This window comes from Halapricum desulfuricans (assembly GCF_017094465.1).
Lineage (GTDB): Archaea > Halobacteriota > Halobacteria > Halobacteriales > Haloarculaceae > Halapricum.
The window spans coordinates 1,216,697-1,233,467 of record NZ_CP064791.1 but is presented as its reverse complement, the minus strand read 5'-3'; the positions used below and the strand labels follow the sequence as shown (position 1 = coordinate 1,233,467).

Genomic DNA, 16,771 nt, shown 5'->3' with positions numbered 1-16,771 from the left:
AATGATGAGCACACAATCAGTCGAGCGATACTACCGGACACACCGCCAGGCAATCGTTGCCGGGACGAGCGGCGTCCTCTACGGCGGTGGTTGGGGACTCGGCTACGCCACCGGTTTCGACACCGCCAGCGCCGCGATCTTGATCCTCGCGGCGATCGTGGGCGGCTACGACATCGCTAAGACCGCCTACCACGAGGTCAAGAGCCGAACCCTCGGTATCAAAACGCTCGTGACGCTGGCCGCAGTGGGCGCGGTCGCAATCGGCGCCTACTGGGAGGCCGCCGCGGTGGTCTTCCTGTTCTCGCTTGGATCGTACCTCGAGGGGCGGACGATGCGCAAGACGCGCAACGCTCTCGAAGAGCTCCTGGAGATGACGCCCGACACCGCCACTGTCCGGCGTGACGGCCAGCTCCAGGAAGTGCCGGCACGCGAGGTCGAAGACGGAGACATCGTCGTCGTCAAACCCGGCGAGAAGATCCCGGTCGACGGCGACGTGATCGACGGCGAGAGCGCGGTCAACCAGGCCCCGGTTACCGGCGAAAGCGCACCCGTGTACAAGTCGCCCGGCGAGGAGGTCTATGCTGGAACGATCAATCAGGAGGGTGCCATCGAGGTCGAGACGACCGGTGCGGGCTCGGACACGACGCTCCAGCGGATCATCCGCCGCGTCGAGCAGGCCCAGGAGGCCCAGTCGCCGACCGAGAGCATCATCGATCGCTTCGCGAGGTACTACACACCCGGTGTGATCGCGCTGTCGATCGGTGCCTACGCCGTGACACAGAACGCGATTCTCTCTCTGACGCTGCTTGTGATCGGCTGCCCGGGCGCGCTGGTGATCGGACCGCCGGTCAGCATCGTCAGCGCGATCGGCAACGCCGCCCGGTCGGGGGTGTTGATGAAAGGCGGCGAGCACCTCGAACGGGCCGGCAAGATCGACCTCGTGGCCTTCGACAAGACCGGGACGCTCACGAAAGGCGAGACGCGCGTCTCGGACATCGAGGGGTTCGGTGTCGAGAGCGACGAGGCTCTGGAACTCGCTGCCATCGCCGAGAAAAAGAGCGAACACCACCTCGCCGACGCGATCGTCGAGGCGGCGCGCCATCGGACGGGTGCGGCGACCGATGGCGGTACGGCGGCCGTCCGTCCGGACGCCGCGTCGGTCCCGAGGGCCGCGGGATCGATCCCCGACCCGGACGGGTTCGAGGTGATCGCCGGCAAAGGCGTCGTCGCCCACCACGACGGTCGTGAGGTCGTCGTCGGCAACCGGACGTTACTCGACGAACGCGGCGTCGAGATCCCGGCGGCCGTCGCCGAGTACGTCCGCGAACGCGAGGAGCGCGGCGAAACCGCCGTCCACGTGGCTCGGGAAGTCACGGCAAGCGGCGGGAACGAGGCGAGCGGAGAGCACGACCGAGTCGCCAGCCACGAGGTCGTCGGCGTGATCGCCATGCGCGACGAGTTACGGGAAGCCGCGCCGGCGGTGATCGCCGACCTCCGGGACGCAGGCATCGAGACGGTGATGCTTACCGGGGACAACGAGCGGACTGCCAGCGCAGTTGCGAACGAGGTCGGGATCGACGACTACCGTGCCGAATTGCTCCCCGAGGGCAAGCAGCGCGTCGTCGAGGACCTCCGCGAGGAAGGTCACGTCGTCGCGATGGTCGGCGACGGCATCAACGACGCCCCCTCGCTGGCAGCCGCCGACGTCGGGATTGCGATGGGTGCCGCCGGCACCGACACCGCCATCGAGACCGCCGACATGGCGCTGATGGCCGACGACCTGCAGCGGATTCCGTACGCGGTCACCCTGAGCAAGGCCACGCGATGGAACGTCTACGAGAACGTCGGCCTCGCAGTGGCCACCGTGACGCTCTTGCTCGCCGGCGTGCTGACGAGCTACGTCACGCTCGCGCTCGGAATGCTGGTCCACGAGGCCAGCGTCCTCGCGGTGATCGGCAACGGAATGCGACTGCTGCGGTACTGACCAGATAATACTATTTTCAGGAATCCACGACAATGTCCGAAACCACGAATCCGACCGACACGAAGCGTACCGAGGAGCACTGGGCCGTCGAATACGATGTCGAACCGATCCGGATCCGCGACCCCGTCGCGGAGGCACTCGCGGTCCTCGAACCCGGCGAGCCGTTCGTCGTCACCTACGGGGATCTGGTCAAAGTAGCGGGGCACTCATGTCCGACTGCATCGGGCGCCTATCGGATCACACAGATCGGGCTCGATGCGCTGTACCCGGACGACTGTCCGACCCGAAGCGAGATCGAAGTGCTCGCAGCAGGACCGCGCGACGATGCCACCTACGGCGTCATGAGTCGACTGATCTCGTACGTGACCGGGGCAGCGCAAGAAGATGGATTCGGCGGACTCGCCGGTGGTCACGGTGATCGCCAGCACCTGCTGACGTTCGACGCTTTCGAGTCCGGCAGCGCGGACCCCGCGTTCAGGCTCCGTCGAACCGACACCGTCGAAACCGTCGAGGTGACCTACCACGTCAGCAGCGTTCCGAATGGCGGACCCGCGATCGGTAGTCTCCAGCGGATCATCGACGGGACGGCCAGCGAGGAAGACCGCGAACTGTTTGCGGAGGCCTGGCACAGTCGCGTTCAAAACGTTCTTTCGGACGATTCGCTGTTCACGGTGACGACCGTCGAACACTGACCACAGGGCAGTCTGTTCGAGAGTGACCGGGTGTCGATCGCTCTCACCGGCGGATCACTCGCCGCTGAGCCACGCACGCCGCAGCCGGTGAAATTGTTCGGTAGATGCGTCGCTCTGATCGGCAGCAGCGCGCAGATCTGCTCCGGTGACATTTCCACGCTCGAGAGCACGCTGGAAGAGGTCATCGACGACCGTTGCAGTTTCATCCCCCTCGGCCGAGTAGTGGCCAGAAGCTGTCTGTACTGCACCGTCGAACGCCAACTCGTCGCCGTCGGTAGATTCCTCGGGAAGCCCGACCGAGTAGGAGAGGGTAGCTTCCGTCTCCGGCGTATCGAGTTCCCAGAGGACCGTCAGCTCGTCGTCGTTTCGATTCACGGCGACCGGTTCGGGGTCGGCATCGACGTCCGTGACCGTCCCCGGGGCCTGCTCTCGAACCGATACTCGACCCTCGATCCCGCGGATCGAGACGGTGACCGGGAGTGATTGCCCGGGGAGGGGATACGGTCGCTCGATCGTTCGCGCCGCGAGGCGGTCCGTTAGCGCCGGTGGACCGCTCGCTTTCACGGCCGGCTGCTCTTTGGCTGTGTGCGCCTCGGATCGGTCTGCCTGGGTCTCACTTCTGCTCGTCGCTCCCTGCCCCGCGTCCCCGGTGAACCGGGCCCAGACGACCAGGATACTCGGGAGGACGAAGACGGCCGCCAGGAACGCGTAGACGATAGTGAGAGCGGTTATGAGACCGAACGACTGGAGGAACGGCAAAATCGCGACGAGCAGAACGGCGAATCCCGCGGCCGTCGTTGCCGCACTCGATAGTAAGGCCCCGCCAGTACCGATCACCGTTTCGTGGAGGGCTGTTGGGACGCTCTGGGCGCCGTCCAGTTCCTGATTGAATCGCTCGCTGATGTGCAGGCTGTAGTCGACGCCGAGCCCGATCGTGAGCCCGGTGATCATGCCCGTGACGATGTTGAACGGAATCTCCAGAAGCGCCATCGTTCCGAGCACCCACGCGAGCGTCATCGCGACCGGCACGATCGTGACGACCCCGAGCGATGCGCTTCCTTCAGTCACCCGGTAGGCTATCGAGAGAAACACCAGCACCGACAGCAGCGCGACGACGAGACTCAGGATCGCCGTCTCGGCGAGTTGATCGGCGGTGATCTGGTTGACGATCACGTCCCCCGTTGCGATCGCGGCGACCCCACCGCCATCGATATCGTCGGCGATCCAGTCCATCTGGTCGGTCACCGTCTCGGCCTCCGCGTCACCGTCGACCGTCACGACCATCCGAAGTGCCTGGTATTCCCCGCCTTCGCGATGAACGACGGTGCTCGCGTCGTCGGGGGCGACCCGGTAGAGGTCGTCGAAGACAGCGGTCACGTTCTCGTCGGGAACACCGTCGCCGTCGGTATCTGACGCCGCGAGCGTCTCGTTGAAGGATTCGTTTCGCGCTGCCACGTCGTCCATGACGGTGATCGGATCGGAGATCGCGGCCGAGCCGTCGGCGTAGGTTTCGGTGACGGACAGGTCGCTGGCGTTCGTCCGCGCCTCGTCCATTCGATCCAGCGTCTCGGGATCGGTCACGTCGCCACGGACGAGGATCGTCGCCGTCGTGTCCTGTCTGACGAAGTCCGAGTCGAGCGTTTCGATCGCCGTCTCGGCGGTGTACGTTCCGGGAGCGACGGGTTCTGGAAGGTCTTTCAGCCAGTCGGCCGGGTCTTCCGCGAGGAAGTCCGACTGCTCGAAACTCGCGTCGATATCGGTCCCACCGTACACACCGACGCCACTGATCACCACGGCGACGACGATGACGACGTACGGCGCAGTCGTTGCCAGCGTCGAGCCGGTGTCCAGAACCGTATTGATCGGTCCGCGTCCGGTGCCGACCGCCGGCTTCACCCGATCGAACCCGCGTGATTCCAGTACGTCGTCGAGTTCGACCTTCAGTGCCGGAACGAGGACGCCGAAGACCAGTAGCGCGGCGACGATCCCGATCGCGCTGACGAGGCCGATCTCCCGGAAGATCGACAGCGGACTCGTGAGGTTCGAGAGAAAGCCGATGACTGTCGTCGTAGTGACGTAGGCGAGCGCGACGCCGACGCTCCCGAGGCCGACAGCCATCGCTTTCGAGGGCGACGTGTCTTCGTCTTCGCGTTCTTCGCGGTAGCGCATCACGACGTGGAGGCCGTAATCGATCGAGAGCCCGATCAGCAACACGAGGACGACGATGAACGGCTGGCTGAACGCGATCCCGGACCAGCCCATCGTCCCGAACGTCCAGACGAGGACGAGCCCGATCCCGCCCAGGCCCAGCAGGATATCCAGGGGATCCCGGTAGACGACGACGAGGACGAACAGGACGAACGCCGCGGCGAGCGGCCCGACCAGCAGAACGCTGTCGGTCATGGAGTCGCGGATCTCCGTCGAGACGATCCCGTCTCCGTAGACGAGCACGGACATCGAGTCGTCTCCGGGGGCGAGATCGGCGATCGCAGTCTGTGCGTCTTCGATTGCCTCGGGGGCGTCGCCCGGAGCGAACGACCCGCCGGGACTCTCCTGGGTGACGACCAGCAGCGTGGCGTTCACGTCCGCGGTCCCCGGCTCGTAGTACTCCGGCATAAACGCCAGTGCCCCGGCGGAGCGGCTCGCGTTCGCAGCCAGCGCTTCCGCAGCGAGATCGTCGATCTGCGAGTCGTTCAACGACTGGAGCGCTTCGACTTGCTCGTCGAGTGTCGGATCGATACTGTCGATCGCCGCCCGTTCGTCCGACAGGTTCGCGTACTCCTCGGCGAGGATGCTCTCGTCCTGGTTCCGATTTTTCACGCCGTCTGTCTCGTTGGTGCTATCGGACGTGTCTGTGCCGTTCACGCCGTCGATACTGGCATTCGCGTTTGCGCCACGGCGCTCTGTGACAGTGTCGTTGAACAGGTCGTAGTCTTCCTCGGTGAGGTTCACCGAACTGTTGGCGTCGACGCTCTCGAAGGCCGGACGCACACTCCGGTTCGGGTTCGAGACGAGTGATTCGAGCGCCCCGTGGAGGGCCGCTTTCGTCTCGTCGAGTTCGCGCTGGCGGTCCTGCAGGTCTTCGACGCGGTCCTCCCGGATCGATGCAGTTGCGAGTACTTGCGCGACGCTCGCGGTCGGATCCTCGTCCGCGAGCGTCCCGTCGATCGTCTCGTTGGTGCGGATGGACTGCTCGTATTCGAGCATCGCCACGAGCGTCTCTCGATCGAGGACGTCCTCGTCCTGGACGATGACCTGGGCCCGGGTCGCGTTCTCTGGCCCCGACGAGAAGTTGGCGTCCGTGTAATCGAGCGCGTCAGCCTCGTCGGCGTCGGTCTGGAACTGATCGAGCGACGTCGAGCGATCGAGCATCGTCACACCGCTCCCGACGATGACCGACGCCACGAGCATCACTGCGATAACGATCCGTGCGTTGTCCGCGATCGTTTCGGCGATATCTCCCGTCATCGCGTCTCGCCTCTGAGCCGTCTCCATCCGTTACCGAACGATCGTTCGATCATTGTGTACCGAACGTTCGGTAGACTGCCGTTGTAAAACTTCCGCCGAACGCATCAGCTGGTAGACCCCCCAGCGGTAACAGCGCGGAAGTTCACGGCTTCAGCCGTTGGTAGCTGCTCCGTTGTCGAGGTTGACGTCCGCGAGATGGAGACGGTACGACCCCGTCCACTCGGTGGCAGCGGTCGGGGATCGTCTTCGGTCGCGAGACCGGTCGTGAACAGCTACGCGTGTTCGATCTCAATGTGCCACTCGTCGGGCCCGACTTCGGTCGCCTCGTAGGTGAAGCCGCGACTCTCGATGACGTCGTAGAGCGGCTCCGGCTCGAAGCTGTTGATCAACAGTAGCGTGTCTCCCTCAGGGAGACTGCTCAGTGCGGCCATAATGTCCCCGAACGGCTCGCCGTCGATGTTCCGCACGTCGAGTCGTTCGTCCGCCGTCTCGGTCATTTCTGAACTCATGGACGTACCGATGTCCGTCTCGCACCTGTATATTCTCCCGATAACGTTCGGCCGAGGACGGACAAGTCGACGCGTACAACCGTCTCGTCGTTGGGACGCTCCGCTAGAAACAAAACACGAACGGATACATCAGCGCCACCCGATCTCCGCCTTCGAGTTCCGTATCGAGGCCGTCGAGGTGTTCGTTGAACCGGCCGTTGACGGCGACGCGGGCGAACGCCCTGGTCTGTTCGCCCTCCGGGTTCTTGTTCCAGACTCCGGGTGGATCTCCTTCCAGGGGTGCCCATCCGCGTGCAGTCGCGTCGGCTTCCGTCTCGGCGATGAGCATATCGGCGACGTCGTACTCCTCGAAGAACGCGTCGAGAAACTCCCGAAGCGACGATCCGTCGAACGTGTACTCGAAACTCCCCGTGCCGACTGCCGACCGAACGTGGCCGGTACACTTGACCTCGACTGTCGTCACCATCGCTGCCGACGTGACCGCATGCTCGACCGAGACACGATGCTCATATCCGTCTGTAGTGATCGACACAACTTGCCGATATTCCCGAACATATTCGTGCCGATTGCGATCTGCAGGAACCAACAGAGACTTGGTTGCTGATACTGGTAGCTATACGTTCGTAACGATATCCGGCACGACGGCGTGCCAGACCAGATGGTATCGCCGCCAGTATGACCCCGGGATATATACACGCTGTCGAACAACCGTTCGGTATGACAGATCGCGACGACGGACCGTCGTTTTCGTTCGTCAGCGAGCCGGAAGACACGCGCGAACGGATCATGCAGGCGACGTTCGAGACCGTCCAGGCGCACGGGTTCGCGGGGCTGTCGATCGGCCGGATCGCCGACCGGGCCGACCTCAGCAAGTCCTCGGTGTACCACTTCTACGACGACAAGGACGACCTCTTGCTCGCGTTCCTGGACGCGATGCTCGCCCAGTTCGGCGGGCCGCTGGCGGACGCCGACTTCGACGACCCGGAGACGGAACTCTGGACGCTCGTCGATTTCGGCCTCTACGGGACGACCGGCGAACAGTTCCCGCCGGTCGACGGGGTCGGCGACGTGAACGGCCGGCCCTACGTGGAACTTCGATCGCAGGCGACCCACGACGACGAGTATCGCGATCGGTTCACCGACATCGACGCGTCGATGCACGAGCGACTCGCGACGGTCATCGACCGCGGTATCGACGACGGCGTCTTTCGACCGGTCGACCCCGATCGCACGGCGCAGTTCCTGCTGACGGTGTTGCTCGGTGGGCTGTTCCGCCGGGCTACCAGTGACGGCCTCGACGCCGACGCGGTCCGATCCGAGCTCGAAGCCGTCGTCGACGACAGGCTACTGCCGGCGTAGCGTCCTGCAAGACGCTTCGGGCGTCGAGAGCCGCTGTACGACCGGGTCGATCGAACGTGTTCGGGACAGTCCACAGGGACGGTGAGACCGAACGGGGAGGTACGATGGGTCTGTTCAGCCGAGGCGACAGCGGCGGGCCGGAGTTCGACGAGTACGGGGAGTTCGTCCCGTCGAACGTCCCGGATCCGGGACCGCGTCTGACCGATCACGCGGTACTCGAAGGGGAGGAGCACGTCGAGATCCACCGGACGGTCCGGGACATCTTCGAGGAGCGGGGCGTCTACGACACGACGTTCGGATACAACCTCGCGAAGCTCAACCTCGATCCCCGACATCCCGATGCCGGGTTCCGGTACGCGGTCGAAGACGACGAGGTGCTGCACGTCGAGTTCACGCCGACGACCGCCTTCTGTCCGCAGGGCGAGGTGCTCACGACCGCGGCGAGCCGCGCGCTCAACGATCTCGCCGACCGCCACGGGTTCGAGGCAGTCGAGGTCCGGATCGCCGACCGCCACCAGCATAGCGACGCGATCAACGAACAGTTGCAGGCCGACGCTGACGGCGAACTTGCGGACTCGAGCGAAGACGAACAGGCCGACCTCCCCTTCTGACGAGTCGCTCGTCCACGGAGTCACTTCGTTACGCCGTGGATCGGCCGGCCAGCGTGGCGAGCACTTCCCGGACGGTCTCCGGGCGGTGTCGCCAGACGACCCCGGCCATGTTCGCGCCGAACAACAGGATCCCCGCGCCGAGGAGGTTCCCGCCGACGGCGATCACCCACGTCGTCGCGAGGGCGTCCCCGATCCAGAGGCCGGCCAGTCCGACCGCGAGCAGCCAGAACTCAACGGTCGCGATGCGGTCGTCGTAGAGGTCGTCGACCATCGGCACTGACTCGTATCCGAGCCGGTCGCTGTAGCGGTGATACCAGACGATGAAGGGCACGACGTGATAGAAGGTGCCGACGATCGTCAGGGTGAACACGCCGACGAAAAGCAGGTGCGTCCCCATCGGCCCGCCGAAGCGCGTGAACACCGAGACCGGGTTGACGAGCCAGTACGGGACCGTGAGCGCGATCCAGCCGACCAGCGACGCCACCACGAGTCCGTACCGCCGGAGCAGCGGCCCGACCTCGACGCGAGCGCGCCACAGCTGCCGGGCGAGAAACCCCGAAAACGCCAGCGCGCCGGTCAGGAAGACGACACCGCCGAACGTCCCGATGCGGGTCGATCCGAGCAACCGTCCGGCCGCGAGCAACGCGATCCCGCCCGGGAGCGCGACCATCTCGACGTGTGCGAGATGGGCGTCCGCTGCCGTCTTCTCCGCCTGCGTGAACATCGGGGCGAGCTGGTAGAGTGCCCCGACGATCGTCGCGAGGACGAATCCGAAGACCGTCAGCGTCAGGTGCGAGAGCACGAGTCGAGCCGGCGCTATCCGGCCGCCGAGCACCCGGAAGGCGATGTCGGTGGCGAGCAGCCAGCCGAGGACCGTCGCCACGAGCAGGCTGGCGAGCGCGAACGCGAAGTGCGCCTCGGTGATGTCGAACGTCCTCGCGGCAGGTAGCGTGCGCACGATGTTGTACGCGAACGTCCAGAACCCGAGCAGTAGCACGCTCGCGCCAATCGGGAGCCACGCGTACTCGAAGAGAAATCCTGCAACCAGTCCGGCGACGCCCAGCGTCACCAGCCAGAGGCTGGCGACCGACAGCCGCCGGGAGTACAGACTCGTCCCCGACCAGACAGGGACGAACTGCGTCATCGCGCCCATGATCGTCAGACCGATCCAGCCCGCCAGCAGGAGGTGTAGCGATCCGGCTCCAGCAGGGTCGATCCCCGGGACGAACGACCCCAGGCCGGCGATCGCACCGCCGATCAGGAGAATCGCCACGCCGATGACGAAATGCGCGAAGGGGATCGCAAGGGGTGGCTGGCTGTCGGTGTCGAGATCGCCCGAGAGTTGTTGCATGGTTGCTGTCCCTATCCAGTCAGTCGTCGGCCGGGTTCGACATCGATCTGTCGATCACTTGGTCGGGTGTCGGTCCGTCGTACTCGGAGGGGACGTACGGACACAGCGGGTCGCTTTCGAGCGGGTCGCCGGTGTAGGCGTACGCCCGCGATCGAGAGCCGCCACAGACGCCGCGATACTCGCAGGCCCCGCACTTCCCGTTCAGGTTCTCGACGTCCCGCAGATCGGTAAACAGGTCGGAGTTCCGGTAGATATCGACGATCGAGCGGTCCCGGACCGAGCCGGCCGACACGGGGAGGAACCCCGACGGGTACACCTCCCCGAGGTGGCTCACGAACGCGAACCCGTTGCCGGCCCGGATGCTCGTCCGCCGGCCGATCTCGTCGGCCGTGGCGGGTGCGACAGCCTCGCCACCCTGCCGTGCCTGCGTCGCGACCCGGCGGTAGTGCGGCGCTTCGGTGGTCTTGACGCCGAACGAGCGCTCCCGTGACTGTTCGAGCAGCCACTCCATGACGCGATCGGACCGTTCGGGATCGATCGGGTCGAGGACCTGTCCGCGGCCGATCGGCACGAGGAAGAACACCGACCAGAGCACGGCCCCGAGGTCCTCCACCAGGTCTGCCAGATCGGGAAGCTCCGGGAGCGTCTCCCGGCAGACGGTCGTGTTGATCTGCAGCGGGATGCCCCGCTCGCGGGCATGGCGCGCGACCGAGACAGTCCCCTCGAAACTGCCCGGCTCGCCGCGGAACTCGTCGTGGGCCTCGGCGCTCGCGCCGTCGACGCTCAGCGCCAGCCGTCGCAGTCCCGCATCGGCCAACTCGTCGACGATTTCGGGTGTCAGTGCGTCGGTCCCGCTGGGCGTGAGTGTCATCGACAGTCCCTGCTCGACGCCGTACCGGACGAGTTCGACCAGGTCGTCCCGGACGAGCGGGTCACCGCCCGAGAGCACGACGAGCTGGTCGTCGCCGAATTCGGCCACCTCCGAGAGCAACTCCTTTCCCTCCGCGGTCGTCAGCTCGCCCGGATGGCGGTCGGGCCGGGCGTCCGCCCGACAGTGCTTGCACTCGAGTTCACAGGCCTGGGTGACCTCCCAGATGAGGACGAACGGCCGCTCCGATAGATCGATGTCCCGAGGATGCATACGTCTCTCCCCGGCTCTTGGTGCGCCACGCCCGAGTCAGCCGTCCCGAACATATTCATCTGTGTCGATATGGCATGTCGAGTGGACCGAATGACGAACACGTTCGGGAGAACCGTTGCCCGCACGCGTCTCCACGCGACGACTATGGAGCCGACAGACGTGCTCGACAGCGAGGCGGTCCCGGACCGAGCCGGCCACGAGACGCTCGACGTCCGCGAACTGCCGCCGCCGAAACCACTCCAGGAGACCCTCGAAGCGGTCGTCGACCTCGGGGACGACGTGTTGATCCAGATCAACGACCGACGGCCCCAGCACCTGTTCCCGAAACTCGACGACCGGGGGCTCGAATACGAATCGACAGGTGACGATCCGGTCTACACGGCGATCTGGCAGCCGTGACCCGGTGAACGTGCGTCCGTCTACGAGCAGGGCAGGCCGAGGCGGTTCACGTTCGGTTTTCCAGCAGTCGAGACGGTAGCGCACGTCGAGCGCGAACAAGGTGTGGTATTTATGTGTCACCCTATATCATGTGAAAACGATGGACGAGTCGTTTCGAGTGCTGGCGGTCGACGACGATCCGGGCATGTCGGAACTGATCGCCGAGTTCTTACCCCGGGAAGACGACCGTTTCACCGTTGAGACCGCTCTGTCGGCGACTGAAGCGCTGGACCGCTTCGAGCAGGAGACGTTCGACGCGATTATTTCCGACTATCAAATGCCCGATATCGACGGGCTCGATTTTCTGCAGACGCTCCGGGAGGAGTTCGACAGCGATATCCCGTTCATCGTTTTCACCGGCAAGGGGCGAGAGGAGGTAGCGATCGACGCGCTCAACCTCGGAGCCGATCGGTACCTCCAGAAAGGGGGCGATCCCACCTCTCAGTACAGCGTGCTGGCCGATGCGGTCCGCAACGAGATCGAGAAACACCAGACGAAAGCGGAATTGCGTGCGCTGAACCGGGAACTCACGGCACAGAACCACCAGCTGGAAGCCTACACCGAGCAACTCGAGACGACCGAACGGCGACTCCGAGACGAAATCGAGGAGCGAAAGAAACGCGAACGGGAGTTGCGACGCCACAAACGGCTTCTCGACGCCCTGTTCGACTTCGTCCCGATACATCTGTTCATCAAGGACCGGGAGGCTCGCCACCTCTGGGTAAGCAGCGAGTTCTACGACGATCCCGAGCGTTGGATCGGTAAACGGGACACAGAAGTCGAGTACGATGTCCCGGATGAGTTCTCCGAGGAGGCGTATCAAGATGACCTACGGGTTATCGAAGAGGGGGAGCAGATTATCGATAAAGAAACCTACGACGAAGCTCGAGACAGGTATTTCCTCACGTCGAAAGTGCCCTGGCGCGACGAGGACGGCGACATCGTCGGACTCCTCGGCTATTCGTTCGACGTCACCGACCAGAAAGAACGCGAACAGCGACTCCGGACGATCATCGACAACCTGCCCGGGATCGTCTATCGATGCGAGCAACGACCGGGGTGGCCGATGGAGATTGTCCGCGGCCGTGTCGAGGAGCTGACCGGCTACACGGCCGAACAGATCGAACGCGGCACGGTGAGCTGGGGCGAAGACATCATCGTCCCGGACGACAGAGATCGAGTCTGGGAAGAGGTTGGTCTGGCCGTCAAGAACGACGAACCCTTCGAACTGGCCTATCGGATCGAGACCCGCTCCGGCGAACGGAGACGGGTCTGGGAACGAGGACAGCCCGCACAGGTGGCGGACGACACGACTCGAATAGAGGGATTGATCATGGACATCCCCGAAAATATTCGGAACATGGTCGGGGACTGACACAGGTGGCTATACATTCGTGAACTGCTCCGGGGTCAAGTGGTTCGAGAATCTCCGATTCTCGTCATCTGCTCACGGCGCTTGCGCCGTTCGCAGGTTCGTGGGATTTTGTCCCACGCCCATCACGGAAATCTTCGATTTCCGTACGACCCCGAGGCACTCGGCCTGCTCCGCCTGTAGAGATTTCTGGCACGACGGCGTGTCAGATCATTTCGAAACGGTATAGACCAGTATGAATACCGAACGCGTCTGCGATCGGATTAGGGGTACACAGTCGTCAGCTCCCAGGCGTCCGGACTCTTGCGGCGCACGTCGAACGGGTCGATCGCGGCCGGCTCGACCTCGGCGAGAGTGGCGAGATACTGTCGGACAGGCGTCGGATCGCGGTCGCTGACCACGCGGAACTGCTCGCCGGATTCGAGATCCTCGAAGGCCTCCCGGACGCGGTCGCGACGCGGTTCGGGGTCGAGCCCGCGGATATCGACCGCGTCTTCGGGCGGCTCGTAGGTCGCCAGCGCGTCGAGTTCGGCCTCGATCGCGCCGGTCAGTTCCTCGAACCGCGGCGTCGTCTCCCCGGGGACGGGGCGCTCCTGGAAGTCCCGATCGAACGGCAGGGTCGCGAGGACCTCCGCTGAGAGGTCCGCAACGTCGTCGGTGAACAGCTCGTTGGGCTCACCGCAGTGCTCGCAGACGAACTCGGCCATGTTGACAACGGCCCCGAGGACGGGCACCCCTTCGTCGAGAAAGAGGTCGATCGTCCGGTTGGTGTCGGTGATACTCGTCTCGAACGGCGTCGTCACGACGACGAGGGCGTCGACGGGCACCTCCTGCAGGGTCGTGAGCACGACGTCGCCGGTCCCGGGCGGCAGATCGATCACGAGCGTGTCGTCGCTCCGCCAGGCAGTCTCGCCGAACAGATCCGAGACGGCGTCGTGAGCCATCGCCCCGCGCCAGGCGAGCGGCACGTCCGACTCCAGCAGGCCGACGCCCATCACTTCCATCCCCTGGTGGCTGATCGGGATCGGTTCGCCGTCGTCGGTCGAGTACACCGGCCCCTCGACCTCCAGCAGCCGGTGGACGTTCGGACCGTGCACGTCGGCGTCGAACAGCGCAACCTCGCGGTCGGCCGCGAGCGTCGTCGCGAGGCGGGTCGCGACTGTGGACTTGCCGACGCCGCCCTTCGCGCTGGCGACCGCGATCACGTGCTCGAAATCCTCGAGGTTCGCCCCCGGGTCCGGACCGGGCGTCGTCTGTTCGACCTGGACGTTCTCGATTCCGGGGATGTCCTCGGTCACCTCGATCACCGCCGTCATCACGTTCTCGCTCGAAGCGTTCGGCGCCGACGAGAGGTCGACGACGACCGTCAGGTCGCTCCCGTGAACGTCGATCTCCGCGACGATGCCGGCGCTGACGAGGTCGGAGTCGACGCTCGGAAGCGACACGTCCGAGAGGGTTTCGCGGACGACCGTTCGTGGGTCGTCGGGCGGGTCAGTTGCGGGCATCGTTACAGGTCCGGTGGGGTGTCCTGGCTCGACGCGGTCGTCGGCGCGGTGCTTCCGGTGAACAGTTCCCGGCGCTCGGTGTCGCCATCGAGAGCGTTGGCGGCGGCTTCGGCGACGATGTCACTGTCGTCGTCGGTCAGTTCCGTGAGCGCCTCTCGGGCCCGGTCGTCGTCGATCCCGCCGAGGAACTCCGCCACCCACTCGCGGACGCGCTCGCTGTCGTCGTCGACGAACGCGAGCAGCGTCTCCAGGAGTTCCTCGTCGCGGTGTTTGGCCAGCGAGACGATCGCGTTCCGGCGGACGGCGTGGTGGTCGTCGTCCAGGCACTCCTCGATCACGCCGGCGTGTCCGGCCCGGTCATGATCGTCGAGGACGACGACGGCTTCCGCCCGGACCCAGGGGTTCTCGTCGGCCAGCGCGTCCCGGACGGCGGTCGACAGCTCGTCGGTATCCAGCTCACCGAGGGCTTCGACGGCGAATTGCCGGACGTCGGGGTCCGGATCGTCGCGAACGGCGCAGGAAAGTGCGTTCGCGACACGATCGCTCACCCGTCGGTCGGCGAGTGCCAGTGCCGCCCGACGGCGGTCGGCGGCGTCGCCGTCGTCGAGCGTCGCGAGCAGGTCGTCGACGCTGTCGGCAGCGACCGGTGCGGTGTCGGCCGCGGTCAGCTCCGACGGCGTCGCCTCACCCAGCGTGACGTCCTCCCGACCGACATCGATGTCCTCGAGCGATTCGACATCGCGTCCAAATCCGGGACTTCGCGTCGGATCGAGTTGTGGGTCGGAGGGGCCGTCGGTCGCATCGTCGGACTCTTTCACGCCGAGACACCTCCCCTGGGTTCGACGAGCAACAGCAGGCCGAGCACGACGGCCAGCGCCCGCGGGACGGTCGCGGGCACGCCGCCGACGACGAGGAGCGCGGCGCCGATCGCGGCGGACCAGTGGCGCTGCCGTACGCCCGCACTAACGGTCGTCACCAGTCCGCAGGTCCCGACAGCGAGCACGAGCAGCGACGCGCCGACGACGCCGCCGGCAACGAGCGTCACCGCACCGGTGACGAACGGTGCGGTCGTCCCGACGGCGACCAGCGCTGCAGCGACGACGCCGCCGAACGCCCAGTCCGCGCGACCGTGTGCCAGCAGCGCCGGCGTCGCGGCCCCGCCAAGGAGGAAGAGGTGTGTGCCGAGCGTCGACAGCGTCGTCGGCTCGACGCCGATCGCGCCGAGCAGCGAGAGCCCGACGGCACCGACGATCGCGACGACCGGCAGCAGGTGCCAGTCCGCGTGCCGTTCGGCCCGCACCCAGCGGCGACCGACCGCGAGCGCCCCGCCACCGGTGATGGCGACGACCGCTCCGACCGCGACCGTCGGGACGGCCGCCGCAAGTGCGCCGAACACGGCGACGAAGGCCAGACCGATCCGTTCGACCCCGTCCGCTGTCGTCGTCGCGAGCACGACGGCCGCCAGTGCCGGACCCAGCGTGGCGACCAGCCGCAGCGTCGCCATCGACCCCGCGAACGCCGGCACGAACCCCGCGTTCAGTGCGACGCGGGCGATCAACAGTGCCCCTGCCGTCGCCAGCGCGAGCGCGCCCGCCGCGGGACGTGTGTCGATGCGGGGAAGCGACCGGGTCGACACCCGGTGGACGGCACTCTCACTGCTCGTCATCGACACCGCCCCCGTAACGCTCCCTGAGATCGGTGAGATCCGCCGTCACGACGCCGTCCAGCAGGCGGGCGAGGTCGGCGTAGAAGCCGTCGTGAACGGCCTCGATCCGGGCGCACAGCCCTTCGGCGAACGGATCCAGATGACGGTCGAGGAAGTCACGCCTGGCGCGTCCGGCACCGTCTTCGCCGGCCGCCTCGCGCCGCGCGAGGTAGGCGGCGAACTCCAGTTCCAACCGGACGTTGTCGTGGTGGTCCCGGCGCTCCTGGTCAACCGCCACGCCGAAGTGATCGTAGACTCGCGCCAGATCGACGTTGACGTCGTTCCAGGACGCCTCCCGATACGTCGACTCGTACAGCGGGACCGGCGGGCCATCGCTTTCGAGCGAGCCGTCCGTGCGGTCGGTGTATTCGGCGTGTCCCAGCGTGAACAGTGCGTTGTACGTCGCACTCAGCCCCTTCCGATCGTCGCCGGTGTCGATCCGCGGTCGATCGACGTCGAGCGACGACCGATCGACGTAGGCGTCGATCTCCTCGGCCAGTTGCCCGTCCGCTGCGGCCGCGTGGAACTGCTCGTCCGGGTTGTCGAACGCCCGGGCAAGCAGTGCGTACAGGCCGCTCCGGGCAGCCGCGTCCCGGTCGTATCCGGGTTCCTGGTCACTCTGTGGCGCGGCCATTT

At 65.7% G+C, this 16,771-nt stretch carries 15 protein-coding genes; 6 read left to right on the top strand and 9 right to left on the bottom strand.

Annotated features, from left to right (window positions below):
- The first annotated feature begins 4 nt into the window (after positions 1–4).
- Positions 5–1,984, top strand: coding sequence for a heavy metal translocating P-type ATPase (locus HSEST_RS06265; RefSeq protein ID WP_229122836.1), 1,980 nt, complete (start codon positions 5–7; stop codon positions 1,982–1,984).
- Positions 1,985–2,016: 32 nt separating this feature from the next.
- The gene (locus HSEST_RS06260) at positions 2,017–2,676 is read left to right on the top strand and encodes a hypothetical protein (RefSeq protein WP_229122835.1); all 660 of its coding nucleotides are present in this window, start codon (positions 2,017–2,019) and stop codon (positions 2,674–2,676) included.
- Positions 2,677–2,730: 54 nt separating this feature from the next.
- Here the strand turns inward: HSEST_RS06260 and HSEST_RS06255 are convergent, their stop codons facing one another.
- From HSEST_RS06255 to HSEST_RS14580, 3 genes are all read right to left on the bottom strand, one after another.
- On the bottom strand, positions 2,731–6,144 hold the full coding sequence (locus HSEST_RS06255; RefSeq protein ID WP_229122834.1) for an MMPL family transporter: 3,414 nt from the start codon (positions 6,142–6,144) through the stop codon (positions 2,731–2,733).
- Between the two features lie 272 nt (positions 6,145–6,416).
- Positions 6,417–6,653 carry a DUF2249 domain-containing protein gene (locus HSEST_RS06250; RefSeq protein WP_229122833.1) on the bottom strand — a complete coding sequence of 79 codons (237 nt, stop codon included), beginning with the start codon at positions 6,651–6,653 and terminating at the stop codon, positions 6,417–6,419.
- Between the two features lie 103 nt (positions 6,654–6,756).
- Entirely contained in the window at positions 6,757–7,119 is a 363-nt protein-coding gene (locus tag HSEST_RS14580) for a MoaD/ThiS family protein (RefSeq protein WP_418886535.1), read from the bottom strand.
- Positions 7,120–7,370: 251 nt separating this feature from the next.
- Here HSEST_RS14580 and HSEST_RS06240 point away from each other — a divergent pair, with 251 nt between their 5' ends.
- Together HSEST_RS06240 and HSEST_RS06235 are read left to right on the top strand one after the other, a co-directional pair.
- Positions 7,371–8,012, top strand: a complete 642-nt coding sequence (locus HSEST_RS06240) for a TetR/AcrR family transcriptional regulator (protein WP_229122832.1) — start codon at positions 7,371–7,373, stop codon at positions 8,010–8,012.
- A 104-nt stretch (positions 8,013–8,116) separates the two neighbouring features.
- Positions 8,117–8,623 carry a hypothetical protein gene (locus HSEST_RS06235; RefSeq protein ID WP_229122831.1) on the top strand — a complete coding sequence of 169 codons (507 nt, stop codon included), beginning with the start codon at positions 8,117–8,119 and terminating at the stop codon, positions 8,621–8,623.
- 28 nt (positions 8,624–8,651) lie between these two features.
- Here the strand turns inward: HSEST_RS06235 and HSEST_RS06230 are convergent, their stop codons facing one another.
- Both HSEST_RS06230 and HSEST_RS06225 read right to left on the bottom strand, forming a co-directional pair.
- Positions 8,652–9,974, bottom strand: a complete 1,323-nt coding sequence (locus HSEST_RS06230; protein WP_229122830.1) for a hypothetical protein — start codon at positions 9,972–9,974, stop codon at positions 8,652–8,654.
- A gap of 19 nt (positions 9,975–9,993) precedes the next feature.
- The gene (locus tag HSEST_RS06225; protein WP_229122829.1) at positions 9,994–11,115 is read right to left on the bottom strand and encodes a TIGR04053 family radical SAM/SPASM domain-containing protein; all 1,122 of its coding nucleotides are present in this window, start codon (positions 11,113–11,115) and stop codon (positions 9,994–9,996) included.
- 144 nt (positions 11,116–11,259) lie between these two features.
- Here HSEST_RS06225 and HSEST_RS06220 point away from each other — a divergent pair, with 144 nt between their 5' ends.
- Positions 11,260–11,514, top strand: a complete 255-nt coding sequence (locus HSEST_RS06220; protein WP_229122828.1) for a DUF2249 domain-containing protein — start codon at positions 11,260–11,262, stop codon at positions 11,512–11,514.
- A 139-nt stretch (positions 11,515–11,653) separates the two neighbouring features.
- Positions 11,654–12,928 (top strand): response regulator, encoded by a 1,275-nt coding sequence (locus HSEST_RS06215; protein ID WP_229122827.1) that lies wholly within the window; start codon positions 11,654–11,656, stop codon positions 12,926–12,928.
- 260 nt (positions 12,929–13,188) lie between these two features.
- On the opposite strand, the gene HSEST_RS06210 is transcribed toward HSEST_RS06215, so the two are convergent.
- The 4 genes from HSEST_RS06210 to HSEST_RS06195 are packed head-to-tail and all read right to left on the bottom strand — an operon-like array spanning position 13,189 to position 16,769.
- Positions 13,189–14,430: a P-loop NTPase gene (locus tag HSEST_RS06210; RefSeq protein ID WP_229122826.1), complete on the bottom strand. Its 1,242-nt coding sequence runs from the start codon at positions 14,428–14,430 to the stop codon at positions 13,189–13,191.
- A gap of 2 nt (positions 14,431–14,432) precedes the next feature.
- Positions 14,433–15,248 (bottom strand): HEAT repeat domain-containing protein, encoded by an 816-nt coding sequence (locus HSEST_RS06205; RefSeq protein WP_229122825.1) that lies wholly within the window; start codon positions 15,246–15,248, stop codon positions 14,433–14,435.
- Positions 15,245–16,096 carry a phosphate ABC transporter permease gene (locus tag HSEST_RS06200; protein ID WP_229122824.1) on the bottom strand — a complete coding sequence of 284 codons (852 nt, stop codon included), beginning with the start codon at positions 16,094–16,096 and terminating at the stop codon, positions 15,245–15,247. Before HSEST_RS06200 ends, HSEST_RS06205 begins: the two co-directional genes overlap by 4 nt.
- Complete coding sequence (locus tag HSEST_RS06195) at positions 16,083–16,769, bottom strand: molecular chaperone TorD family protein (protein ID WP_229122823.1); 687 nt, start codon at positions 16,767–16,769, stop codon at positions 16,083–16,085. Before HSEST_RS06195 ends, HSEST_RS06200 begins: the two co-directional genes overlap by 14 nt.
- Positions 16,770–16,771 lie beyond the last annotated feature (2 nt).